A 24596-nucleotide genomic window follows, 5' to 3' on the forward strand; every position below is an offset into this window, starting at 1 on the left:
CTAAGGGTGTGCCCGGCTTTCAAAACCCTCCCCCGATGATCAGTCGGAGACTATCTCCTCTTTCGAGGAGGAGTCGAGATACAAGGGTGTGCTGTGCGCACCAGGCGGCTTGTGGATTTCCGCATTCGCAGCGGTCCGACTACGCGGAATGACGGCATTCCCCCAGCACCCACCGTCATCCCCGCGAAGGCGGGGATCCAGAATGGTGCGGCTGACAAAGTAGTCCGAGCGGCTATACGGCGTTTGAGCTTACGTAGACCGTTAGGCTGACTACCTGCGTCGTCTATGTCTTTTTCAGGACTACAAATTCAGGTCTTTGTGTTTGGAATACTCATGTCCCTTGCACAGCACGCGTTGTAGGGTGCCATCGGTTCTTATGATGGAGGTGCCGTAGTAGGTTGTTATGAATACCTCGCCAGTCTCTGTCATCCATTCGTCCTCGGGGGCGGCGTCCAAGCCGAACAGAATGGAATAGTCCACAGAAGCGCCGGTTTCTTTTATCAGGAACACCTCTCCAACGCTGGACATCATGTGGCTAAGCCCGGACACCACAATGATTCCGTTGCTGGTTTTGTATAAGTCGCGAATATTGCCTTTGAGTATCTGCTGCGCGTCGCCTTTCGGCGGTATGAGCATAAGCTCACCGCCCCATTCCCCTCTGTTGCTTCCTGCCAGCCAGTTCTCTCCGACTCTCAGTGCGACGTTGGGCGTCTGTGAGATGACTTCGGATACTCGGCCGTTTTTTCCGTGCCCGTAGACGGTGGCTTTATAGCTGAGGGACTTCAGTTGTTCTTTGTCGTATTTGTAGGTCAGTTTGGTGGGCTCACGCGGTGCTTCCGCATGAGTACAGTCGATCTCGGAGAAGGGGGCGGCCGATAGGGGTAGGGCGAATAAAGCGCAGAGTATTGCGAGGGCGGTTTTCATGGAGTTCCTTTCCGTTGGGCTGCCAGTGCGCCGGTTGTGCGCGTGCTGACTTCCTTGTCTTTGAGTGGGCTGATACTGCCATTGGGGTGGTGGGGTTAGCTAGGGTCAGGGCCGGGAGATTTTGGGGTTCCCGCAGCCTGGAATTTGAGCGGGGTGGTGGGGTGATATCGCTGCCCTCTCCCCAGCCCTCTCCCGCAAGCGGGAGAGGGGGGCGACTGTGCATGGCGGTGGATTGAGGGTTGCAGGGTTCGCCAGCGAGCTGGCTCCTACACAGACAACACGCGAAATGGGGGGCGTAGGTTGTGTTGAGCGCAGCGAAGCCCAACGGCGGGCGTTTATCGCGGCCAATAAAAAAGAGCCCCGAGTGAACTGACCGCGCAAAGTTGGACAGTTTGAGCCAGGCACCGAAGGCCTGAGTCCGGTATTGCACCGGGCTCAGGCCTTTTAGTTTGAGTTTGATGCGGTCGTGATTGTGATGGTGAGTTCATTTTGAACTGACCCCGTCTGCGCGGGGGCGACGCTGAGCCCCATCAAACGTGGTCGTTCTCGCCCAGGCGGGAACCCAGGTTGAGCGTAGCGAAGCCCTACGGGCGACTTCGCCGCGATCAGCGTGTGCCTTTTGCTAGCGATAGTCCCGGCAAGCTTGCCAACTCACGCCACTGCCCTGCGTGGCCTGCACCAACCACGGCACCGCCACCGGTGCCTTGCTGTGGATGTCGTGGAACAGAATCACGCCACGGCGCCACAACAGCATCAACGTGAGCACGCGTTGGCCGGCGGCATCGGTGCTGACTTTACTGCTCCAGTCTTGCGAGTCGATATTCCAGAGCCCCACCTGCAGCGCCTGTTGCTTGAAGAAGTCACCGCTATCGGGCCGACGCTGAGCATAGGGCGGCCGGAACCAGCCCACGTAGTTGTCCGGTAACGTTTGTTGAACCAAGGCCTGGGTGCGCGTCACCGAGTTCTGCCACTCGGCCCACTGTCCGTGGGATTTATGTTCCCAGCCATGCAGCCCTACACATTGGCCGGCATATAAGCGCTGCAGCGTTTCCGGCGAACTGTGTTGAAGGCGCGCCTGAAAGTTGCTGCCCAGCACGTAGAAGATGGCGCTGAGCTTCTGCTCTGCCAGTGCGGCCATCAACCGTTCGCTATTGCCCGCCTTGACGGTGGGGCCGTCGTCGAAGGTCAGCAAAAACTGCCGATCTGCCATTTCGTCGCCCGTGCGCTCAAGGTCTGAGAACACTGAAATTTCACTGCTGATGGCCGGAAACAAGGCCGCCAGGCGCAATTGCTCGTTCAGGTAGCTGCGATGAAACGTTGCGCTGGCAGTTGCCCATGCAGCGAACTGCGGTGCAACGATGAATTGGCTCGCCTGCTGACGCAACGAGCCCTGATCGGTGATGGCAGGGCAAAACGCTGCGGCCTCGGTGCAACTGACCTTTGCCCGCAGGTAGTTTTCCAACAGTCGCGCCCAAAAGCGCTGGCGCACTGTTTCCAGCGAAGCCAGGTTGACCTGCTTCACCCCTAACTGCTCTTTGAGGGCTGGTTCGGCGATGCTTTCACTGGCCAGCAAGGTTTTGGCGAACATTAATATTTCTGCTCGCGAGGCGGTGTCGAAGGCTGCCGAGCTGTTCAACTGCTCGGGCCAGCCGGCCCTGTCCATCGTGGCCATGCTCTGCGGCCCGGCGGCATATGCGCTGGTCGCCAGCAGGCCGACTGCCAAGAGTAAAAATCGAACCGTCATGCTGTGCTCCTGAAACAACAACGCGCCTGAAAAGGCGCGCCGTGTAATTCACTGATTTAACCGATGCTTACTTGCTAAGGCGTTCGATGGCTTTGTCGTACACCGGGTTGGCCTTTTGCTCCTTGGCCAGCCGGTATTGGGCCAGGGCGTCGTCGGTTTGGCCGGCGGCTTCATAGATGCGCGCGATGTTGTAGTACGAGCTGGCCCGCACGGTGGGTGCCGATGTGCCAGTGGCCAGGGCAATGGCCTTGCGGTTTGCCCAGATGGCTTCAGCCGTGCGCCCGGACTTCTGATACGCCAGGCCGAGGTTGCTGTACGCCTGACCGTAGGTGCCGTTGAGCTCAATCGCCTGACGGAAGAAGTCGATGGCCTGGTCCAGGTTATTGGCGTGATAAGCCGCTTCGCCTTTGACGTTCAGGGCTTTGGCCGAGTCTTGAGCGGCGGGGCTGACCGTTTGGGTGTTAACGACCTGGGCGTCGTTTTCCAGCGGTTGCAGCAGGTGGCCCAGTGCAGAGCTCTCCTCATTCACCCCGTCAAAACTGTTGATGTCTTGAAACTCACCAGCGCCCGTAATGCGAAACACTGTCCAGAGGTTGCCTGGCTTGTTCGTTGGCACGTAGTAGGTGCGTACCAAGGATTGACCGACATAGACAAACACCTTGGCTTGGCTGTTGGTCAGGCCTCTGGATTGTGGATCTCCACTGTGGGTGAAGTCATGCACGGCATACACATACGTCTCGCCGAAGCGTTTCTTCTCCAGGGTGATGGTTTCCGGGCCGAAGCTGTTGGTGTCGTCTACGTCGAGGTTGGCATCCAGGCCTTTTTTACTGTCGAAGTAGACGTGGTTACCTGGGTAGGCAATGTGTGAGTCCAGGTCCGCTGGTGTTTGTCCCCATGTGAGTACCACGCGCATACCGTCGAGGCTCTGCATCACCGGGCTGATCGCGTAGGTCAGGCCCTTGCAAGGGCATTTGGTGACGAGGTTGGAGTAGCCGTCTTTCTTGATGATCAGCAGGCTGTCGCCGTCATCGGCGAAGTCGCTGGTTAGCTGAACCTGGCCCTGCGCATTGGTGGTGCCGACCACCGTTTGGGCACCGTTCTTTTGCAGCAGCACCTGTGCATCGGCAATTTTCTGGTTTTTAACCACTGCGCTCAGCACTTCAATCGGCACTTGCTCGGCCTGGGCCAGAATGGCCACCGAGCTAAGTAGAAGGCTGGAGGTAAAACGGAATAGGGACGCACGCATTGCGACCTCCTTGTCGTGGGGGGGACTCAGCTACTGAGCGCTATACGGCTCAAAGCGCGCGCCACTATAGCTGAAGCTATAAGCGGCCGACATGGGCGCGCGCGGATATAAAAGTGCAGGCATTCACACCTTCTTCAATGCGCTACGGTTCACTCTGCACCGGGTGTAGCGGTTGCCTACAAGTCTTCACCCTGTAGGCGAGATAAGCGCCCTGCAGTATTCATTTCCCGGCAAGTCAATTCACCTTTCCATCGATGTCTCGGCACGGTCTTGCAGCCAGTCACCCGGCTAGTCCGTAAGTTTTGCAGCCTCGCCACGCTGCAAACGAGACGCCGACATGGATGTGCACAGTGGTTTTTTCCGCTGCATCGCTCGCCTGCTGATGGGGGTGCTGTTTCTTAACCCTCTGCTGAGCAGTGCTGCCGAGCTGGCCGTTGATACCGCTGCCGGTAGCAACACTGCCATTACCCAGGCCGCCAATGGCGTGCCCATCGTCACTATCGCCACGCCCAACGGCAGTGGCCTTTCGCATAACAAATTCACTGATTACAACGTCGGGCCGCAGGGGCTGATCCTTAACAACGGCACGGCGGCGTTCAATCAAACTCAGCTGGGCGGGGTGATTCTCGGCAATAGCAATCTGGCCGGCCAGGCGGCCACGCTGATCCTCAACGAAGTCACCGGTGGCAACCAGAGCCTGCTCAAGGGTTACACCGAGGTGGCCGGGCAGGGTGCCCAGGTGGTGCTGGCCAACCCCCATGGCATCAGCTGCGACGGTTGCGGCTTTATCAATACGCCGCGGGTGACGCTAAGTACTGGGGCTCCAGTCATCGTCGCGGGCCAGCTGCGCCAATTCGATGTGGATGGCGGGCAGATCGTGATCGAGGGGGCGGGCCTTAACGCCGCCACCATCAGCCAGTTCGACCTGATCACCCGCAGCGCCAAACTCAATGCGGCGCTGTATGCCCAGCAGCTGAATATCATCACCGGCCGCAATAGCGTGGATGCCGCGAGCCTGGCGGCGACCGCCAAGGCCGATGACGGTCGAGCCCGCCCCGGGGTGTCCATCGACAGCTCAGCGCTTGGCGGCATGTACGCCGGGGCCATCCGCCTGGTCGGCACCGAGGCGGGGGTGGGGGTCAAGCTCGCCGCCGATATGGCCGCCAGCGGTGGCGATATCCATATCGATGCCAAGGGCCAATTGACCCTGGCGCGGGTGGTTAGCGCCGGCGCGTTGCGGGCCAGCGGCGAGCAGATTGAATTCACCGACAGGGCCCATGCCGACGGGGCTGTGCAGGTGCTTGCCGGCGGCGCGGTTACCGTCGCCAACAGCCTGACCAGCGCTGCTGCTATGTCGATCAGCGCCGCCACGTTAACCAATCACGGCACCTTGGGCGGTGCCGGCACCGTGAACCTGGAGGTGCCTGGTCTAGTTAACCAGGGCGGCCTGATCTTCAGCGGCCAGGGCATGACCCTGAAGGTCGATAGCTTCAGCAACCAGCGCGGCGACGTATACAGCCTGGGTGATCTGGTTATTGCCGCCACGGACCAGCTCGACAACCGCTCAGGCGTTATCGAAAGCGCCGGCAATCTGAAGATCCAGGCCCGGCGCATCAGCAACCAGCGCGATGTGCTGAGCACCCGCCAGGAAAAATACGCCGCGCAGATTACCGAACTGCCCTGCAGCGCAAGCTATGGCGCGGGTGACTGCGATGGCAGCAAGGAAAACCAGGTTTGGCAGATCATCGAGCGGGACCGGCTATTAGTCACCGCCGCCAGTGCCGCCTCGTTTATCACCGCGGGCGGCAACCTTGAATTGTTGGGCGAAAGCCTGCTTAACCACGCCAGCGCCATCAGTGCCGCAGGCGATCTGAGCATCAAGGTCGACGCCCTGCAGAACACTGGAATTCAGCCTGGCGAGTTCGAAACCAGGCGAATTTTTACCAGCGCCCGCACCCGTAATGCCGAGCCGTTGCGGACTGCTGCAAACGCCTTTAACGCGTTGTACTGGCCGCAAACCAACGACCCCCTTGGCCTGGTCGCGGCGCTAAATACCTTCCTCGGCGACATGGAGTGGGAACAGCCGCAGTTCCGCACCAGCACCGCGATCAACGCCGACGCAGCGACCTACAGCGCGATTATTCAGGCGGGCGGCAAGGTTGATATCACCACTAAAAACGGCTTCGACAGCAGCGTCGTGCGCCCCACCTATGCCTACGTCGCCGGTGGCAGTCTGGGCACCACGGATCTCGCTGGTTCCAGCATTGCCACCGCCATCAGTCATAACCCCCAGATGGCCCCCGATCTCAGTCATTTACCCAGTCTTCCGGGCTTCAACCTGCCCACTGGCAACAACGGTTTATTTCAACTCAACACCGACGGCAGCCATCCCTACCTGGTGGAAACCACCCCGGCCTTCGCCAGCCTGCGCGGCTTTCTCAGCTCCGACTACCTGCTCACTATCGTCGGCTACAACCAGGACCTCACCCAGCGCCGCCTCGGCGACGGCCTCTACGAACAACGGCTGATCCAGCAGGCCGTAGTCGCCAGAACGGGCAAACGCTTTCTCGACGGCCTGAGCTCCGACGAAGCCCAGTTTCGCTACCTGATGGACAACGCCATCGCCAGCAAACAGGCGCTTAACCTGGTGCCGGGTATCGCGCTGACGGCTGAGCAAGTGGCGGCGCTCACCCACGACATCGTGTGGATGCAGGAGCAGGAGGTTGCCGGCCAGAAGGTCTTGGTGCCGGTGCTGTACCTGGCTCAGGCCAGGGATCGGTTGGCGCCCACGGGGGGCATTGGTTCAGGGCCAAGACCTCAACCTGATTTCCGGCAGCTCGCTTACCAACAGCGGCACCTTGCGGGCCAGCAACAGCCTTGGCGTCAGCGCGCAAACCATCCGCAACAGCGGGCTGATACAGGCCGGCGATCAGCTGTCGCTGCTGGCCACCGACAGCCTCCGCAACACCCAGGGCGGCCTGATCGTCGGCAAAGACGTCAGCGCCATTGCCCTGGCCGGCGATATCGTCAACGAACGCAGCCTTACCACCCACCAGTCCGCCAAACCAGGCTTTGAACGCCGCGATACCTTCGTCGACAGTGCGGCCGGCATTGAAGCCAGCAACCGCCTGACCCTGTCGGCCGGTCGTGACCTGATCAACCAGGGCGGCAACCTGAAAGCCGGCGCTGACGCCGATCTGAGCGCCGGTCGTGACCTGGTCATCACCAGCCAGACGGAAACCGACAGCGCCGCCCACCAAGACCGCAAAGGCCACGCCAACCGCGAGCAAACGATCCAGCACGGCAGCACTCTCGAGATCGGCGGCAACCTGAAAGCCCAAGCCGGCCGCGACCTGAGCGTAATCGCCAGCACGGTAAAAGCCGCAGGCGATATCCAACTCTCCGCCGCCCAAGACCTCAGCATCGCTTCCGCCGCCAACCAGAGCAGCAGCGACAGCTACCGCAAAAGCGCCGGCAAAAAAGTCACCGCCCAACGCAGCAGCGTGCGCCAGCAAAGCGCCGTAATCGAAGCCGCTGGCGACCTCGATATGGACGCCGGCAATAACCTTGTTGTCAGCGCCAGCCAGCTCAAAGCCGGCAACGAAGCCTACTTCTACGCCGGCGAGCAGCTCGCCCTCTTGAGCGCCGAAGACAGCGACCACGCCCTCTACGACAAGAAAAGCACAGGCAGCCTGGGTGCCAAGCAAACCCGCAAAGACGAGACCACCAGCGTCCGCAATGTGGGCACAACCATCGTCACCGGCGGCGACCTGAGCCTGGTCAGCAAAGGCGACCAGCACTACCAAAAAGCCAGCCTGCAAAGCGGTGCCGCCCTGACCCTCGACAGCGGCGGTGCCATCAACTTCGAAGCCGTAAAAGACCTCGAGCAAGAAAGCCACCAACGCAGCAAAAGCGACTGGGCCTGGAACAGCGCCAAAGGCCAAGGCAGCAGCGACGAACGCCTGCGCCAGAGCGAGCTGATCGCCAACGGCGAAACCATCATCCGCGCCGTCAATGGCGTGCATATCGACATCCAGCAGATCGACCGGCAAAGCGTCAGCCAGACCATCGACGCCATGGTGGCGGCGGACCCGAATCTGGCCTGGCTCAAGGCAGCGCAACAGCGGGGGGATGTGGATTGGCGGCGGGTGAAGGAGATTCACGACTCCTGGGACTACCAAAGCTCCGGCCTGGGGGGTGGCGCGGCGCTGATCATTGCCATCGTCGTCACCGTACTGACCACTGGCGCGGCAAGTGCCGCTCTAGGCGCTGCGTTCTCTACGGGAGCCGGCTCCACGATGGCAGCGGCCACCGCCGGCGCGGCAGCAGGGGCGGGAAATATTGCCGCCACTGCCGCTATCACCTCTGCAGCCAGCACCGCTGCCGTCAGCGCCATCAACAACAAGGGCAACCTCGGCAAAACCCTCAAAGACGTCACCTCCGCCGACAACCTGAAGAACTACGTTGTCGCCGGCGTGACTGCCGGAATCATCGCCGGGGTAATCGACCCCGCCCTCAAGGTAAACACCGACCCCAGCAACGGCACCATCCAAGGCTTCGACCTCAGCACCCTCAGTGGCGTCGGCGGCATGACCCAACACGCCGCCGCCACCGCCCTTGTGCAAGCCGGCGTAGGCACCGCCATCAAGGGCGGCAGCCTTAGCGACAACCTGCAAAGCGCCCTGACCAGCCAACTGCAAGGCGTGCTTCAAGCCGTCGCCTTTAACGCCGTAGGCGACTACAGCCAGGGTAAATGGGCTGACGGCAGCCCACAAAAAATCGCCCTGCATGCCCTGGTGGGCGGCCTGCTCAGCAAAGCCGCCGGCAACGAATTCGCCACCGGAGCAGCCGCGGCCGGTGCCAATGAACTGCTGATCAAACAGCTCGACGGCCTGGTGGCCAGCAACCCGGAACTGCTGGTGGCCGCCTCGCAGATCGTGGGTATTGCCGCAGCGGGGCTCACCGACGGCGATGCGCAGATGGGCGCGGATATCGCCAAGAGTGCGACGAGTTACAACTACTTGAACCACAAGGAAGTTGAGGAACTCGCCCAGGCGCTAGTTGGTTGCCGCGATAACGCCGACCCTGCCCAGTGCCGTGCCGACACGGTTAAACGATTCGAAGACATCAGCAACCAAAAAACCAACCTCGCCTTGAACGTCTGTCGCCAGGCTCAGGAAAGCGGCTGCTCCAAGCAACTGGATGACATTCGCAATGGCAGCGATGCCCTGGACGGGTTCATCAAGAACAGCGACCTGAGCCAGACGGAGCGGGACATCCTTCAGGACTTCAGCGACAGCAATTTTCATGATTGGCAGTTGGGACAGAACCTTTGGTTTAAGGAGTTTCTGAAGGAGTCGGGGGCGGTAGGAGGTCTGTTGGTTGGCGGTGGCGTTGCCGCGGTTAACAAGCAAATTAGTGGTGTACTAGACGACGTCAAGGCAGGAACAGGTGGAGGTTGGAATGCTTTAGATGAAGTCGTACATCCCAGCGTAGTAAAACAATCTACCTCTACTGCTTGTGGTGCCGCGTGCGGTGAAATGCTACTTAAGGATCGCGGGATATTAGTATCCCAAGTTGAATTGGGTACAGAGCTAACTTCAATGACCACGTTAGCGAACAAATTGAATAGATTTGATCCTGGCTGGGTAGGTAGTCCGCTCGATGTATCCAGCTTTAATGCGTTAAATAAAACGGGCTCCTGGAGCGCGATGATGTGGAGTCCAGCAGGGAGAGTAGGTCATTGGGTTGTTGTTAATGGGTTAGATGATGTCGGTCGAGTAGTAATCAAAGACCCTTACGCCGGAACTCAATATAAGATGAGTGTGGAGAAATTTAAGGAGGTGTGGAATGGATACTCCGTTTATAAAGAGTAGCGTTTTGCTTAAGTCGATTTCCTGGTCGGCTGCATCTGGCGAGATTATTTATGTTTTCTCAGTTAATGGAGTCGAGCGTCGATTTGCAGGAGAAGTACGTGGTAGCTCAAAAATTCGAGCAATTGGATATAGTGATGAGCTTGACAATTTCATGATGTCACTTATGCCGCGAGATGGTGCGGTTAGCAAAAGACTGATTGCTATTTCTTGGGATTATATTGAGGGGAGGGATATTCAATTACCTGTAACTTTAATTTTGTAGTAAAAAATGTGTTGGGGTAGGTGGTTAATTTAGCGATCGGAAAAAGGGGGCAGACTATTAAGTTGCTCTAATTTAGAGTTGAATAATAAATCTGTCCTCTTTTTGCTAGGGAATTCGTGCATCCATGGACGCGCTTGTGGTGGCAACAGGCGTTTTTCGACGCGGAGCACAAGCCGTTGCGTGCCAGGGCGATCGTGCGTTGGAGGCGCGGGGCGGCTCAGTGGGAAAAGGAGACAGTTCTGTTAGTGAAAACTTAATATCCTTAACTTTGGCATACGTTGAGGGGGGGCGATATCGAGTTGCCCGTTGTTCTCATTTGAGGAATAAGGGGCGGCCAGGTTTTCTAAGTAACCAAGCTCACATTTCAGCTATCGGCAAATATTCTAGGCGAAAGCCTGATCACAAATCCGCATACCAACCCAAAGCTGAAGCCAGTGTAATGTGCAATGCTAGCCGCCGTTTTTGATACTAAATCAGTGCTCAACACACCGAGAATGCCTACTGCCACGAAGTAAGTGAGCAATCCCCTGGGGAATAGGTCTCTATATTTGATACCTGCGCCAATCAGAACCCCATAAAGCGCATACACGCCCCCAGACACTCCGCCAAAGCTACCCAGCAGTTGCGGCCCGAAGACCCATTGCGCCCACCCGGCCAATAAATTACCCAGAATAAAGATAAAGATCGCGCGGCGGCCAATTATTCCGGCAGCAGCGGCGGCCATTATCACCAGCTGGAAAAGATTGCTCATAAAATGGATGAGCGTGTAATGCAAATAAGGGCCCGTTAATAATCGCCAATACTGCCCTTGCTCAAGCGATTTATACATCGCGCCCAATCGGTCAAATGCAATGGAGTTTCCGCTGCCGCCTTGTAATAAAAGCTGTGTAGCGCCCAGAGTCACCATAAAGACTGTGGAGTAGAGTGCAGCCCAGCGAACGTTGGGGTTGGTTCGCAGCCAATAATAAAACAGGGCGCGCTCGGTAACCGACTGGTGGTGTCGAAGAATATAAAGGTAATCGAACGATACAACGCACCAGAGACTCAGCAGCGCTAAACCGAAATAAATCGACGCGCTATGTGGGTGTAGAAAATAAATGGCGAGAAAGGGCAGGGCGCAACCCACCGTGGCGGTGGTCGCGTTTATATAGTGCTTGCGCAGTGCAAGCATGGCTTTCTTTCTTAATTGCAAAATTTCAGTGGGCGGCAGTAAGTTAGGCGTCCCAGGGGCTCCAAACAATACCGGTAGCCCCGGAAGCCACTTCAATACGCGTTGTTTGGCATCATCCGCAGTGACTTCTTGATAAACGCCGCTTTTATATATGCCCCAGCCTGTGCCCTGATTAGCGGGCAGAAGCGAGATATTGCGCCAGGTGAATTCGGACATGGTTTTCCCAGTAGATAGATCCGCGCCAAGAGCATGGCCCAAGAAGATGGCGGATTTATTAGTTGATCTGGTTTTCGCGAGTGGGGTTGGGATCAACTAGTGAATGTCCGAATTTTTAGCACAAAACGTGCCGCTTCCTCGCGAACGCGGAGATCCAGAATATCGTGGGCAAACAAAAGCTCGCGGCTGAAGCCCCTGCCACAAAGAGCTGCAAGGCTGGGCTTGTTTATGACCCAATAAAAAAGAGACCCGAAGGTCTCTTTCCTGTGCGCCGGGCTTGCTCTTACGAAAGGAAGCCGCCGTCGACGTTCAGCGCCACACCGGTGGTGTAGCTGGAAGCGTCGCTCGCCAGGTACAGCACGGTACCGGCCATTTCGCTTGGGTCGGCTACGCGCTTTAGCGGGATTTGCTGCAGGGCGGTGTTGAGGATGGCGTCGTTTTTCACCAGGGCCGAGGCGAATTTGGTGTCGGTGAGGCCCGGCAGCAGGGCGTTGCAGCGGATGCCGAATTGGGCGCATTCCTTGGCGAAGACTTTGGTCATGTTGATGACCGCAGCTTTGGTAACGGAGTAAATGCCCTGGAACACGCCAGGGGATACGCCGTTGATGGAGGCAACGTTGATGATGCTGCCTTTGCCTTTTTCGCGCATCAGCTTGCCGGCTTCGATGGACATAAAGAAGTAGCCGCGGATGTTCACGTCGACGGTTTTCTGGAAGGCCGACAGGTCGGTGTCCAGTACGTTGCAGAACTGTGGGTTGGTAGCGGCATTGTTGACCAGAATATCCAGTTGGCCGAATTGTTCGCGGATCTGGGCGAAGACGTTTTGGATCTGTTCCATTTCGCCGATATGGCAGGCGATGGCGGTGGCTTTGCCGCCGTCGGCGATGATGGCGTCGGCAACTGCCTGGCAGCCTTCGATTTTGCGGCTCGAGACGATGACGTGGGCACCTTGCTGGGCCAGGAGTTTGGCGATGGCTTCACCGATACCGCGGCTGGCACCGGAAACGAAAGCGACTTTGCCGTCGAGGTCGAACAGGTTGGTTTTGGACATGGGGTTCCCCTGATGGTGGGTTGGCTAAGCCCGCCGCCGCGTTAACAGGCAGGGCGGCGAGCGGCGAGGCGAATTACAGCGTGGATTTGTTGATGACCTGCAGGCTCGCATGCTCCAGCAGCTTGTTCAGTTGAATGAACGAGGCGAAGCGTTTGTCCTGGGTCTGGCCATGGAAGTAGCGGTAGTAGATCTGCTGCACGATGCCGGCCAGGCGGAACAGGCCGTAGGTGTAGTAGAAGTCGAGGTTCTTCACTTCGATGCCGGAGCGCTCGCCGTAGTAGTCGGCGAATTCCTGGCGGGTGAACATGCCCGGGGCGTTGCTTGGCTGGCGACGCATCATCTGCATGGGGGCGCTGTCGCCGGCGTCGATCCAGTAGGCGAGGGTGTTGCCCAGGTCCATCAGCGGGTCGCCGATGGTGGTCAGTTCCCAGTCCAGCACGCCGATGATCTGCGTGGGGTTGTTCGGGTTGAGGATCACGTTGTCCAGGCGGTAGTCGTTGTGCACGATGGCCGGCTTGTGGTGGTCGGCGGGCATTTTTTCCCGCAGCCAGGCTTTGGCCACGTCCCAGGTCGGGGCGTCGGGGGTCATGGCTTTTTCGTAGCGGTCGGTCCAGCCGCCGATCTGGCGTTCCACGTAACCTTCGGGCTTGCCGAGGTCGCCGAGGCCGCAGGCGTTGTAATCGACCTGGTGCAGTTCAACGAATTTGTCGACGAAATTTTTGCACAGTTCGCGGGTTTGCTCGGCGCTGAAGTTCATTTCAGCGGGCATATCGGTGCGCAGGATGATGCCGTTGACCCGTTCCATGACGTAGAACTCGGCACCCAGCACGCTTTCGTCGGTGCAGTGTACGTAGGCTTTCGGGCAGTAAGGGAAGCCGTCTTTAAGCTGGTTGAGAATGCGGAATTCGCGGCCCATGTCGTGGGCGGATTTGGCTTTGTGGCCAAACGGCGGACGACGCAGCACGAACTCTTGTTCGGGGTACTGCAGCAGGTAGGTGAGGTTCGAGGCACCGCCGGGGAACTGGCTGATGGTCGGCGTGCCAGTCAGGCCGGGGATGTGTGCCTTGAGGTACGGGTCGATAACGGCGGCATCGAGTTCTTCGCCATTACGGATTCGGGTGGACTGGTCGGTAAGCGCCATACTTATCCCTTCTACTTATAATGAGGGCCCTAGATTATTGGCTAATCTAATGCCGCGGCCGAGGCCTCACAAGCCGCGCGGGCCCTTATTGGTGAGCGTGTTTTTGGATAATCAGCAGGCCTGATTAGCCGCGTTTGAAACCTCGTAGACGAAAAAAAACCGGAGTCCAAAGACTCCGGTTTCTGTTCAAGCGTAGACGCTAAATGCCTTAAACCGGGAACAGTTCGCCCAGTTTCATGGCCAGCATCATGTCGCCTTCGGCGCGCAGTTTGCCGCCCATGAACGCTTGCATGCCGTCGGTTTCACCGGAGGTGATGCCGGCCAGGGTTTCGGTGTTCATGATCAGGGTGACGTTGGCGTTGGCCGATTCGCCGGTGGCCAGGTCGACGGTGCCGTCTTTAACGGTGAGGTAGAAGTCTTCGCCGTCTTCGATTTTGAAGCCGAATACCAGGTCCAGGCCGGCAGCAGCGGCAGGGTTGAACTTGGATTTCATGGTTTGAGCGATGTCAGCAACTGTGGTCATGATTCGATCCTTTATAGTTTTCTTCGGTTACGCGCGGCCTTGCGGGCCACAGTAGACCGGAACTCAGCGGAAAGTGATGAGTTCCGGCGCCTTCAACAGTTCCAAATGCGCGTGACTGTTGAAGGAAGCCAGTGCCACCTCGCGACCGCGGAACTTGAAGCGGTTGAGCGAGGTGTTGACGATTTGCCAGTTCAGTTCGAAAGCCTGAGCCGCCGGTATTGCAGTAATAAGATGCAGCATGGCGGTAATGGTGCCGCCTGAGGTAAAGACCGCGACGCTGTCTTTGCCGGAAGCGCGCTCGAGAATGCGCGCCAGGCCGCCTTCCACCTGCTCGACGAACTCCTTCCAGCTTTGCAGGCCCGGCTTGGGGTGCTCGCCGGAAATCCAGCGGCCGATCAGCAGGGCGAACAGGCGCTGGAACTCGCCACGGTTGTTGGCGGCGTTGCGCAGGATGTCGAGGGCGTGGGGCTCTTCGGGCAGTAGATCCGGCAGCAGGGCACGGATCACCGCGTCGGCGTCGAATTCGTTGAAGGCTTCATCGGTTTCCAATTCCGGCGTGGCGATGCCAGCAGCCTGGAGTTGGGCGAGGGCGGATTTACCGGTGTGCTGTTGACGCAGCAGGCTACCGGCGACGGCTCGGTCGAAGCGCACATCGAGTTGCGCCAGATGCTGACCGAGGATTTCGGCTTGCCGCACGCCGCGCTCGGAAAGCACGTCGTAATCGTCGGCACCGAAGGAGGCCTGGCCATGGCGAATCATGTAAATGCTGCCCACGTGAGCGTCATCCCGCTACGGTGAAAGTTTCGCGAGGGTATGAGGATAGGTGGGGCCCTGTCAACGAAAAAACATACGCTTGTTTGAATCCATATCACCGCGCTCTATAACGCGGCGCAGGCGTGCAGCTTGGTAACGATTAGGCGGTCTGCTCCGCTGGTCGGGCACTGGCTGCGTCGGTATGCTTGGGCCCCTTACCTGCCGCCCGGTGCCGGGCACCAATCTGCCATCTCGAGGGAAAACGCGTGGAGTTTCTAGCCGATTACGCTGGCTTTCTGGCCAAGACATTCACTGTGTTGGTGGCCATTCTGGTGGTGTTGCTGACGATTGCCGTGTTGCGTGGCAAAGGACGTAAACGCACGGGCCAATTGGAGGTCCATAAACTTAACGACTTCTACAAGGCCCTGCACGAGCGGCTGCAAGGCGCGCTGTCGACCAAGGAGCAACTCAAGGCCCTGCACAAGGCGCAGGCCAAGGCCGACAAGCTGGAGAAAAAGAAGCCCTCGGACAAAGCGCGGGTGTTTGTGCTGGATTTCGATGGCGATATCAAAGCCTCGGCCACCGATGCCCTGCGCCATGAAGTGACGGCGTTGCTGAGCCTGGCCACGGCCAAGGATGAAGTGGTGCTGCGCCTGGAGAGTGGCGGCGGCATGGTCCACAGTTATGGCCTGGCCTCGTCGCAACTGGCGCGCATTCGCCAGGCGGGCGTGCCGCTGACGGTATGCGTGGACAAGGTGGCGGCCAGCGGCGGCTATATGATGGCCTGCATTGGCGAAAAGATTATTTCCGCGCCGTTCGCCATTCTCGGCTCCATCGGCGTGGTGGCGCAGTTGCCCAACGTGCACCGCCTGCTGAAGAAGCACGAAATCGATTTTGAAGTGCTGACTGCCGGTGAATACAAACGCACGTTGACGGTGTTTGGCGAGAACACCGAAAAGGGCCGGGAGAAGTTTCAGCAGGATCTGGAAATCACCCACGAGCTGTTCAAGGACTTCGTCGCCAGCTACCGACCGCAGCTGCAGATGGACGAAATTGCCACCGGTGAGGTCTGGCTGGGTCAGGCTGCGCTGGGCAAGAAGCTGGTGGATGAACTGATGACCAGCGACGAATACATCGCCACCAAGGCGAAAACCGCAGACGTGTTCCAACTGCACTATGCGCACAAGAAAAGCCTGCCGGAGCGGGTTGGCCTGGCGGCCAGCCTGTCCGTGGACCGCTTGCTGCTGAACTGGCTGAGCCGTTTGCAGCAGCAACGTTTCTGGTAATCCGGCTGGCAACTGACAAGAGCTGAACGCAGGAGAGCGATATGAGCAAATTCAACGCACTACAGGTCAGTGAAGTGGCTGGCGTGTTCGAGCCGCAGGTAATCGAGCGAGATACCGCGGACCTTCCAGCCGGCGAGTTGCTGATTCGTGTGCACTACTCGTCGCTCAACTACAAGGATGCCCTGTCCGCCAGCGGCAACCGTGGCGTCACCAAAAATTACCCGCACACCCCCGGCATCGATGCTGCCGGCGTGGTGGAGCAGTCCAGCGTCAGCGAGTTTGCGGCGGGCGATGAAGTGATAGTCACCGGCTACGACCTGGGCATGAACACCGCTGGTGGTTTCGGCCAATACATCCGTATACCGGCAGCCTGGGCGATCAAGCGCCCGCAGGGGCTGTCGCTGCGTGAGGCGATGGTGCTGGGCACCGCTGGGCTGACTGCGGCGCTGTGCGTCGACAAGCTCGAACAGGCCGGCCTGAGCCCCGATAGCGGCACGGTGCTGGTGACCGGTGCCACGGGCGGTGTGGGCAGTGTCGCCGTAGTGTTGCTGAAACGTTTGGGCTACAGGGTGGCGGCGTCCACCGGCAAGGCGGAACAGGCTGATTTTCTCAAAGGCCTCGGTGCCAGCCAGATCGTCAGCCGCGAAGAGCTGCAAGCGGGTGCCGAGAAGGCGATGCTTAAGGAGCAATGGGCCGGCGCGGTGGATACCGTCGGTGGCGACATTCTGTTCAACGTGGTCAAGGCCCTACAGTACGGCGGCAGCGTGGCCTGCTGCGGGCTGACGGCAGGCGTCGGCTTCAAGGGCAGTGTGATGCCCTTTATCCTGCGCGGCGTAAACCTGCTGGGCGTGGACTCGGTAGAACTGCCGATGTTCGTTAAGGCCGCCATGTGGGATCGCCTGTCGCTGCAATGGAAGCTGGACCTCGAGCCGCTGGTGGAAGAGGTGAGCTTGCAGCAACTGCCGGAAGCCTTGAAGCGCATTCTGGCTGGGAAGATGGTTGGGCGGGTGTTGCTGAATCTGGGTTGACCCTAGGGGTGTCCGCTTTACCCATCTTCTTCTCCTTGGCGATTCTGGATCCCCGCCTGCGCGGGGATGACGGAGTGTTTTATAGGTACACCGTCATTCCCGCGAAGGCGGGCATCCAGAATCTCAAAGCAATAGATGATTGCGCGGTTAAGCCTTGCTCACATACATGGTGATCTCGGCCCGAAACACCGCTTTATCCCCGACATACGCCATCACCGGCACCTTCACATCCCCCAGCGCATTCCAATCCACCGCGCCGCCATCGGCCACGGTGCGGACGTCGCCGTCGGCTTTGGCCAGGTATTCCACGGTCATGCCCTTGGGAATCCAGCGGCAACCGGCTGGAATCGACACATCGGTCATGGTGCCTGCCACCAGCTCCGCCGAGTTGCACAGGGCAATCGCATGCACAGTGCCGATATGGTTAAGCACCTCGCGGCGTTTGGCGAAGGTGACTTCCGCGTAACCCGGGCGTAGCTCGACAAACTGTGGGGCGATGCTGGCGAAGTAGGGCGCGACCTGGCCGATCATGCCGCTGAACTGGGCGGCGCCGGCTTGTTGAAACATCTGCATCATCTGGCTCATGGCAACTCCTGAAGGTGATTTTCTGGTTGAACAGCTGTGCGCGCCGAGTCAGTATTACCAGCATTAGAAATTAATTCTAGAAAAATATTCTAGTTTGCTTCGACCTCCGACCAGAGACCGTACCTCCATGGCTCGCCCCTCGCGCAAAGACGACATCCTGCAAGCTGCTCTGGCGCTGTTCACGGAGATCGGTGTGGATGCCACCACCATCGAGATGATCCGCGACCGTTCCGGAGCCAGTATCGGCAGCCTGTACCACCATTTCGGCAACAAGGAACGCATCATCGGCGCGCTGTATCTGGCCGGCACCGGCGAATACGCGGCGATGCTGGAGCAAGGCTTCGCTGAGGCGAAAAGCGCCAAGGATTGCGTGAAGTTGCTGGTCACCAGTTATATCGATTGGGTGACCGCCAACCCGGATTGGGCGCGGTTTGTGTTGCATAGCCGCGGGCGGGTGGAGGCGGGGGAGATGGGTGATCAGTTGAAGGAGGCCAACCGCGAACACTTCGCGCGGATATTCGAAGCGCTGGCCGACTATCGCGAGCAGGGCTTGTTCCGCGAGATGCCGGCGGATTGTTTCGCCTCGGTGATCATCGGCCCGACCCATGATTTTGCCCGTAATTGGCTGGCGGGCAGGGCGCAAACCGAGTTTGTCGACTGCCGAGACCTTTTGGCGCAGATAGCCTGGGAAAGCGTTCGGGCCTGAACCGAACGCTATTTAGCTGGACGCGTATTCAATCATCTTCACTGCCGATAAGCGCCTGGGCGTGATTTGGCTCCGCTCGGCACTGGTTGAGGTTGGCTGGTTGCTCGGTGCTGCGTTTTATTCGATGGCTCACCGTGGCACCGTCGCAGGTTTGGAAGCAGGTAAAGTTAGCGGCTACTGCAAGGGTGGTGGGGGCGAAGACAGGGCTGTCGGGCGGTACGGTTTGGGCTAGGGTGGGCAGATGGCTGGTGCCATCCGGCGTGAATGTTTGAAAGTTTGGATTGGGTCTGGCCGTGCCCCACACCGGTCGCTGATTTGGCTGAATTTGAACGGGAGCGGCGGAAATAATCCGCGTGGGGGCTATGTGCAAGGTGAGCACTTCAGTCTGGTCCCGGATAGTGGTCCTCTCCAGAATGTTTTGTAGCACTTGCGCATGCTGGGGCCCATAGCCGTAGAGGCTGTTCCGGCCAGCCCGAATAACCTGTTGCAGCACGGTCAACACTTCCAGGTAAGAGTCGTCGGCCTGAATGGTATAAACCCAGGCCTGAATGGCGGGGGAGTTAGGAGGCGGGATTTGGCTGGCTAGAAATTCGTTTACCCTGGCTCCGCTGAGGGTTGTGCTGATCCAGGGCGACCGCTGATTGGGCCAGCAGAGCAACCCGAGGGCATGGTCCAGTATGGTGTAGTTGGATGGCGTCCCTCCGGAGGTGCTGCTGGTGATGCCCTCGGCAAAAACGTCCTCGGGCGGATTGGCATCGATGCGGTAGACGAGTCTCCCGGTCGCCGGGGTGGTTGGTTGAGCCTGCAATGCCGGGGCACTTGCCAGTAACACCAGTAGGCTCAGGTAGGGGAGTCGCTGCGAAATTCTCAACATGACTTATGGCTCCCTGGCAGTAGCAGCGGTTTTCGGCAAGGCAATGCGATATGGCGAGGCAAGCATGGTGTCGTTCCCTTTCACGTTATGACGAGACTTGAGGCTGACGCGATGACCCAAGCGGCAAAAGCAGTCGGTTCTGCAAAGTACTGCGGTAATCCAAGCGGCAAGGCATTCCCAGCGCCGAGCTGGGTGAAGGAAAAAGGCAATATCCAGGCAATAAAAAGCCCCGCACATGGCGGGGCTTTTTATTGCCTGCGTACGCTTAGGCGCGGCGGAGAGCGCGGTTGGGTTTGCCGGGTAGTTTTACTCTTCGCTGCCTATAAAGACTTCGGCATCGCTGGGTTCTATTGGGCAGTAGCTCAGCGAGGGCGCGGTTAGGCTGCGTTTGAAGCGGTGGCCGGTCGAAGCGCCATCGCAGGTCTGGAAGCACGATCTGCTGCCGCGGGTGGCGAAGTTAGCAAAATCAGGGCTGTCTAATGGCACGAAGTTATGCAGATCATCGATCAGGTTGTCCATTTCCTCCGTGGGCTCTTGAAAGTTGGCATTGGAAGATGCCTCGCTCCACACCAGTCGTTGACCTGCTGGGGCGTCGGGCGCATAGGTAGCACGTTGGGCACTGATAATCCTGCGGGGCCTAATGTAATTGGTTAATACCTCGGCTCGGGAGCGGATGTAGGTGTTGCTCAGCAGGTGTTCTAGCGCCTCGGCGTTGGCGGCGCTGTAGCCGTTCCGGTTGTTCCGGCCCGCTTGAATAACCTGTCGCAAGACACTTTCTACCTGTACGTAGGAGTGGTCCGTACGGATTTCATACAGCCAGGCCTGGGCTGGAACGGGGCTGGTTTGAGTGGCGTGTTCACGCTCCAGCTGTCTAAGCAAAAACTGTTCGGCCTGCACTCTGTCACTGGTTGTGCTTATCCAGGCCGAGCGCCGCGCCGCATCGTCGTTGCAGGTGCGCCCTAACACATGGTCGAGCAGGAAGAATACGTTGCCATCGCTGATGATCCCGTCTTTGAACATGACTTCCGGGGGCTGCGCTTCAACGCGGAAAACTCGCTTCGGTTTATCGCTTGCAGGCTGAGCCTGTAGCGGGTTGCTTGCGAGCAAGACAAGGGTGCTCAGGGCGAAGAGCCAGAGTGAAAATCTGTAGGTGCAAGGTTGAGTGGCCATCGCCAGGATCCCATCGTGCAAAGGGTGTTTGCGATGGTGTTGCAATGTCCCTCGGCACCAGAAGTAGATGCTTCCGCAAGGGCTGTAGCACGGTGCGGCGATGGCGTGGCTGGAGGCCTTGATGCGCTAGAGGCACGTCCGAAGCCCGCTGGGCCGCAGGCAATAAAAAGCCCCGCATATGGCGGGGCTATTTATTGCCTGCGTACGCTTAGGCGCGGCGGCGGAACAGCGGTTGCGGCTGGTCAGCAGAAGCCTGGTACACCTCGTCGAACTCGCTGAAGGCTTTCAGTGCATCTTCCGGGTCTTTGTCTTCGCGCAGGGCAAAGGCATCGAAGCCCACGCGCTGCAGGGCCCACAGCTGGTCACGCAACACGTCGCCGATGGCGCGTATTTCGCCTTTGTAGCCATAGCGGGTGCGCAGCATGTAAGCGGTGGAGGAGTGGCGGCCGTCGGTGAAGGCGGGGAAGTTCAGGGCGATCACTTGGAAGTTGTCCAGCTCGCCTGCGATTTCTTCGATTTCTTCACCGGCTTCCAGCCATACGCCCAGGCCGCCATCACGGGCTTTCAGGGCGCTGCTGTGTTCCACGTAGAGGCCCAGCGGTACGATCAGGTCGTCGCAGTTGGACACGCCTTCCAGGGTCGCGTCCTTAGGCAGCAGGTGCCAGGTCTCGTCGACCAGCTGACCGTTCTTAATGATTCGCTGCATATACGCGCTCCTTGAACGGGTCGATGCCGACACGGCGGAAGGTATCGAGGAAGCTTTCTTCGTCGGTACGGCTTTCCACGTAGACGTTGATGATTTTGCTGACCACATCCGCCATGTCTTTCTCGGCGAACGACGGGCCGAGGATCTGCGCCAGGCTGGCGTCGCGACCGGCGCTGCCGCCCAGGGAAACCTGATAGAACTCCTGGCCTTTCTTGTCCACACCGAGAATGCCGATATGGCCGACGTGGTGGTGGCCACAGGCGTTCATGCAGCCGGAGATATTCAGGTCGATATTGCCGATATCGAACAGGTAATCCAGGTCGTCGAAACGGCGCTGGATGGCTTCGGCAATCGGAATCGACTTGGCGTTGGCCAGGGAGCAGAAATCGCCGCCCGGGCAGCAGATGATGTCGGTCAACAGGCCCACGTTCGGGGTGGCAAAGCCCAGTTCGCGCAGCTCGCCCCACAGGGTGAACAGCTGGCTTTGCTCTACGTCGGCGAGAATGATGTTCTGGTTATGGCTATTGCGCACTTCGCCGAAGCTGTAGCGATCGGCCAGGTCGGCGATGGCGTCCAGCTGCTTGTCGGTGACATCGCCTGGGGCCACGCCGGTCGGCTTCAGCGACAGGGTGACGGCGGCGTAACCGGGCTTCTTATGGGCAAACACGTTGCGGCTGGCCCAGCGATCAAAACCGGCGTGCTCGGTGCGCAGGGCGGCCAGCGCCGCAGCTTGGTCTTCCAGGGCTTTGTAGCTCGGGTCGATAAAGTGCGCGGCAACGCGCGCCACTTCGGCTTCGGTGAGGGTGGTCGGGCCATCCTTCAGATGCGCCCACTCGGCGTCTACACGCTGGGAGAACACTTCAGGGGTCAGCGCCTTGACCAGAATCTTGATGCGCGCCTTGTACTTGTTATCGCGACGGCCATAACGGTTGTACACACGCAGAATGGCGTCGAGGTAGCTGATCAGGTGCTGCCACGGCAGGAATTCATTGATAAAGCTGCCGACGATCGGGGTACGGCCGAGGCCGCCGCCGACGGAAACGCGGAAGCCCAGCTCGCCGGCTTCGTTGTTCACCGCTTCCAGGCCGATGTCGTGCACTTCGATGGCGGCACGGTCGCTCACGGCACCGTTGACGGCGATCTTGAACTTGCGCGGCAAGTGCGAGAACTCGGGGTGGAAGGTCGACCACTGGCGAATGATTTCGCACCAGGGGCGTGGGTCGACAATTTCGTCTTTGGCCACGCCAGCGAACTGGTCGGTGGTGGTGTTGCGAATGCAGTTGCCGCTGGTCTGAATGGCGTGCATTTGCACGGTGGCCAGCTCGGCGAGAATTTCCGGTACGTCTTCCAGTTCCGGCCAGTTGAACTGCACGTTCTGGCGGGTACTGATGTGCGCATAGCCTTTGTCGTAGTCACGGGCGATCTTGGCCATCATGCGCACTTGCGCCGAGGACATCAGGCCATAGGGCACGGCCACACGCAGCATGGGCGCGAAACGTTGGATATAGAGACCATTCTGCAGGCGCAACGGGCGAAATTCTTCGCCAGAAAGTTCGCCAGCCAGATAGCGGCGGGTCTGATCACGGAACTGCTTGACGCGGCTCTCGATGATGTCTTGATCGTAACTGTCGTAGACGTACATACGGGTCCTGTTTTCAGGCTGCTTACTGCCAAATCAGCGCGCACGGCCGCGCACTCCTCGCGGAGCCGGGGGAAGATACCAGTTCAGGTTTATGCGCAAAAGTGATGTTTTAGTATATGAACGAAACTTATGTTCATAAGAACCGCCCGCTATAAGTCATTCTTGTTTGGCCGACACCCTCCGGAGGAGCGGCTTCAGCCGCGATACCCTAAAGATAAAAAAGCATCGCGGCGCAGGCCGCTCCTACCGGGGCCGTCAGACGGCGGTATTTGTCGGCTCGCCCAGGGTGGTCTTAACTGCACATCGGACCATCCCATAAGCACAACAACAGGGGCAGCCATGACCGACCATTCCCATTCCAGTACCGACTCTGCAACCGATAACAACCGCGACAGCGTTGTCGACGCCTGGGCGATCCTTATTCTGATTGCCCTGGCAGTGTCCACGGCGGTGTTCTGGGTCAGCCACCAGTAAAGGTGTCTCCACGCCGCTTTTTGGGTAAAAAGGCGGCGTTTCTTGTAAGCATTCGCTGACAGATGGTGACAGATTGCCAGTACGCTTCTGCGTATACTGCGCGGCTGTTTCGAGCGTGAGTGCATGAAGTTGAAGGGGTCATTGCGCACCGTAGTCGCGGTAGTGGGTTTACTCGCATGGAATTGCGTCAATGCAGCTAGCGTGGTGCTTCTCAACCCGGGCAAGACCGGTGAGGAGTTCTGGGATGGCTATGTCAAGTTCATGCAGGCCGCTGCCAGCGATCTGGGCATGCAGTTGCGCGTGCTCGACTCTCAGCGTGACCGCGAGCTGATGCTGGCGCAGGCCCGTACCGTGCTGCAGGGCAATCAGAAGCCCGACTATCTGCTGTTTATCAACGAACAATATGCCGCCCCGGAAATCCTGCGTCTGGCCAAGCACTCGGGGGTAAAGCTGTTTGCCGTTAGCAACACCTTGACCACCGACCAGCAGCGCGTCATTGGCGGAAGCCGCGAAACCTATCCCAACTGGATCGGCAGCCTGGTGCCCAACGATGTGGATGCCGGCTATATGTTGGCGACGGGCTTGATCAAGCACGCCCGCGAATCACATCCCGAGCAGCCGTTGGAAATGCTCGCGTTCAGCGGCGTGAAGCAAACCCCCTCCAGTCAGCAACGCGAACAAGGGCTGAAAAAAGCCCTGGCAGAAAACCCCGACGTGCGCCTGCATGCGATGACCTATGGTGCCTGGCAGCGGCAGCGCTCGTATGACCAGGCGCGCACGCTATTTCCGCGGTATCCCAACATCAATATGGTCTGGGCGGCCAGCGATGAAATGGCCTTCGGTGCCATGCAGGCGGCGCAGGAACTGGGGCATGTGCCTGGCCAGGACATGCATTTCGCCACCATCAATTCCAGCGCTGAAGCGCTGCAAGCCAAGATCGACGGGCGTATCGAGGTGCTGGTCAGCGGCCAGTTCACCCTTGGCGGCTGGGCGCTGGTGATGTTGCATGACTACGACAAGGGGCTGGATTTCGCCAAGCGCGGCGGTAAGGACCGTACCTTGCCAATCTACGTCAGCCTCGATGAACAGCAGGCGGCGCATCTGGCCAAGCGGGTGGTGGGCAAGGACAACTATGGTCTGGATTTCCGCCGTTATCTGCTGCAGAAGCAGTCCAAGCTGCGCGAGTACAACTTCTCCCTGCGGCCGCTCATCGACTGA

General features: G+C 58.9%; 21 protein-coding genes and 1 pseudogene. 8 read left to right on the forward strand and 14 right to left on the reverse strand.

The window, feature by feature from the left end; genetic code table 11:
• Positions 1–300: 300 nt before the first annotated feature.
• From ACVW0Y_RS18420 to ACVW0Y_RS18435, 4 genes and pseudogenes are all read right to left on the reverse strand, one after another.
• Complete coding sequence (locus ACVW0Y_RS18420) at positions 301–924, reverse strand: hypothetical protein (protein WP_457440234.1); 624 nt, start codon at positions 922–924, stop codon at positions 301–303.
• A gap of 400 nt (positions 925–1324) precedes the next feature.
• A pseudogene (locus ACVW0Y_RS18425) lies at positions 1325–1405 on the reverse strand (IS3 family transposase); the annotation flags it as partial.
• A gap of 141 nt (positions 1406–1546) precedes the next feature.
• Positions 1547–2668, reverse strand: coding sequence for a polysaccharide deacetylase family protein (locus ACVW0Y_RS18430; protein WP_457440236.1), 1122 nt, complete (start codon positions 2666–2668; stop codon positions 1547–1549).
• A 67-nt stretch (positions 2669–2735) separates the two neighbouring features.
• Positions 2736–3914, reverse strand: coding sequence for a tetratricopeptide repeat protein (locus ACVW0Y_RS18435; RefSeq protein ID WP_457440238.1), 1179 nt, complete (start codon positions 3912–3914; stop codon positions 2736–2738).
• A 337-nt stretch (positions 3915–4251) separates the two neighbouring features.
• Here ACVW0Y_RS18435 and ACVW0Y_RS18440 point away from each other — a divergent pair, with 337 nt between their 5' ends.
• The 3 genes from ACVW0Y_RS18440 (at position 4252) to ACVW0Y_RS18450 (ending at position 10052) form a co-directional block, all read left to right on the forward strand.
• Positions 4252–6990 carry a filamentous hemagglutinin N-terminal domain-containing protein gene (locus ACVW0Y_RS18440; RefSeq protein ID WP_457440240.1) on the forward strand — a complete coding sequence of 913 codons (2739 nt, stop codon included), beginning with the start codon at positions 4252–4254 and terminating at the stop codon, positions 6988–6990.
• 79 nt (positions 6991–7069) lie between these two features.
• On the forward strand, positions 7070–9790 hold the full coding sequence (locus ACVW0Y_RS18445) for a DUF637 domain-containing protein (protein WP_457440379.1): 2721 nt from the start codon (positions 7070–7072) through the stop codon (positions 9788–9790).
• Positions 9765–10052 carry a hypothetical protein gene (locus ACVW0Y_RS18450; RefSeq protein WP_457440242.1) on the forward strand — a complete coding sequence of 96 codons (288 nt, stop codon included), beginning with the start codon at positions 9765–9767 and terminating at the stop codon, positions 10050–10052. Before ACVW0Y_RS18445 ends, ACVW0Y_RS18450 begins: the two co-directional genes overlap by 26 nt.
• A gap of 364 nt (positions 10053–10416) precedes the next feature.
• Here ACVW0Y_RS18450 and ACVW0Y_RS18455 read toward each other — a convergent pair whose 3' ends face one another.
• The 5 genes from ACVW0Y_RS18455 to ACVW0Y_RS18475 form a co-directional block, all read right to left on the reverse strand.
• Complete coding sequence (locus ACVW0Y_RS18455) at positions 10417–11439, reverse strand: rhomboid family intramembrane serine protease (RefSeq protein WP_457440244.1); 1023 nt, start codon at positions 11437–11439, stop codon at positions 10417–10419.
• Between the two features lie 283 nt (positions 11440–11722).
• Entirely contained in the window at positions 11723–12490 is a 768-nt protein-coding gene (locus tag ACVW0Y_RS18460; protein ID WP_108094369.1) for an SDR family oxidoreductase, read from the reverse strand.
• 73 nt (positions 12491–12563) lie between these two features.
• Complete coding sequence (locus tag ACVW0Y_RS18465; protein ID WP_457440246.1) at positions 12564–13631, reverse strand: phosphotransferase family protein; 1068 nt, start codon at positions 13629–13631, stop codon at positions 12564–12566.
• A gap of 208 nt (positions 13632–13839) precedes the next feature.
• A complete protein-coding gene (locus ACVW0Y_RS18470) occupies positions 13840–14154 on the reverse strand; it encodes an SCP2 sterol-binding domain-containing protein (RefSeq protein WP_108094371.1) in 315 nt (104 codons plus the stop codon).
• A gap of 63 nt (positions 14155–14217) precedes the next feature.
• Positions 14218–14928 (reverse strand): histidine phosphatase family protein, encoded by a 711-nt coding sequence (locus tag ACVW0Y_RS18475; protein ID WP_457440248.1) that lies wholly within the window; start codon positions 14926–14928, stop codon positions 14218–14220.
• 245 nt (positions 14929–15173) lie between these two features.
• Between ACVW0Y_RS18475 and sohB the strand changes: the two genes are divergently transcribed.
• On the forward strand, positions 15174–16193 hold the full coding sequence (gene sohB / locus ACVW0Y_RS18480; RefSeq protein ID WP_457440250.1) for a protease SohB: 1020 nt from the start codon (positions 15174–15176) through the stop codon (positions 16191–16193).
• A 41-nt stretch (positions 16194–16234) separates the two neighbouring features.
• Complete coding sequence (locus ACVW0Y_RS18485; protein WP_457440252.1) at positions 16235–17221, forward strand: YhdH/YhfP family quinone oxidoreductase; 987 nt, start codon at positions 16235–16237, stop codon at positions 17219–17221.
• A gap of 147 nt (positions 17222–17368) precedes the next feature.
• Here ACVW0Y_RS18485 and ACVW0Y_RS18490 read toward each other — a convergent pair whose 3' ends face one another.
• Entirely contained in the window at positions 17369–17806 is a 438-nt protein-coding gene (locus ACVW0Y_RS18490) for a hotdog fold domain-containing protein (protein ID WP_457440254.1), read from the reverse strand.
• Positions 17807–17933: 127 nt separating this feature from the next.
• On the opposite strand from ACVW0Y_RS18490, the gene ACVW0Y_RS18495 reads away from it, so the two are divergent.
• Complete coding sequence (locus tag ACVW0Y_RS18495) at positions 17934–18512, forward strand: TetR/AcrR family transcriptional regulator (protein ID WP_457440256.1); 579 nt, start codon at positions 17934–17936, stop codon at positions 18510–18512.
• A gap of 28 nt (positions 18513–18540) precedes the next feature.
• Here the strand turns inward: ACVW0Y_RS18495 and ACVW0Y_RS18500 are convergent, their stop codons facing one another.
• From ACVW0Y_RS18500 to ACVW0Y_RS18515, 4 genes are all read right to left on the reverse strand, one after another.
• Positions 18541–19386 carry a hypothetical protein gene (locus ACVW0Y_RS18500; protein WP_457440258.1) on the reverse strand — a complete coding sequence of 282 codons (846 nt, stop codon included), beginning with the start codon at positions 19384–19386 and terminating at the stop codon, positions 18541–18543.
• A 306-nt stretch (positions 19387–19692) separates the two neighbouring features.
• The gene (locus ACVW0Y_RS18505) at positions 19693–20556 is read right to left on the reverse strand and encodes a hypothetical protein (RefSeq protein ID WP_457440259.1); all 864 of its coding nucleotides are present in this window, start codon (positions 20554–20556) and stop codon (positions 19693–19695) included.
• Between the two features lie 208 nt (positions 20557–20764).
• Positions 20765–21262, reverse strand: coding sequence for a DUF934 domain-containing protein (locus ACVW0Y_RS18510; RefSeq protein WP_457440261.1), 498 nt, complete (start codon positions 21260–21262; stop codon positions 20765–20767).
• Positions 21246–22904 (reverse strand): nitrite/sulfite reductase, encoded by a 1659-nt coding sequence (locus ACVW0Y_RS18515; protein ID WP_457440263.1) that lies wholly within the window; start codon positions 22902–22904, stop codon positions 21246–21248. The genes ACVW0Y_RS18510 and ACVW0Y_RS18515 overlap by 17 nt, the downstream gene beginning before the upstream one ends.
• Positions 22905–23243: 339 nt before the next feature.
• Here ACVW0Y_RS18515 and ACVW0Y_RS18520 point away from each other — a divergent pair, with 339 nt between their 5' ends.
• Positions 23244–23378 (forward strand): hypothetical protein, encoded by a 135-nt coding sequence (locus tag ACVW0Y_RS18520; protein ID WP_457440264.1) that lies wholly within the window; start codon positions 23244–23246, stop codon positions 23376–23378.
• Positions 23379–23501: 123 nt separating this feature from the next.
• Positions 23502–24596, forward strand: coding sequence for an ABC transporter substrate-binding protein (locus ACVW0Y_RS18525; RefSeq protein ID WP_457440266.1), 1095 nt, complete (start codon positions 23502–23504; stop codon positions 24594–24596).

This window comes from Pseudomonas sp. TE3786 (assembly GCF_054057335.1).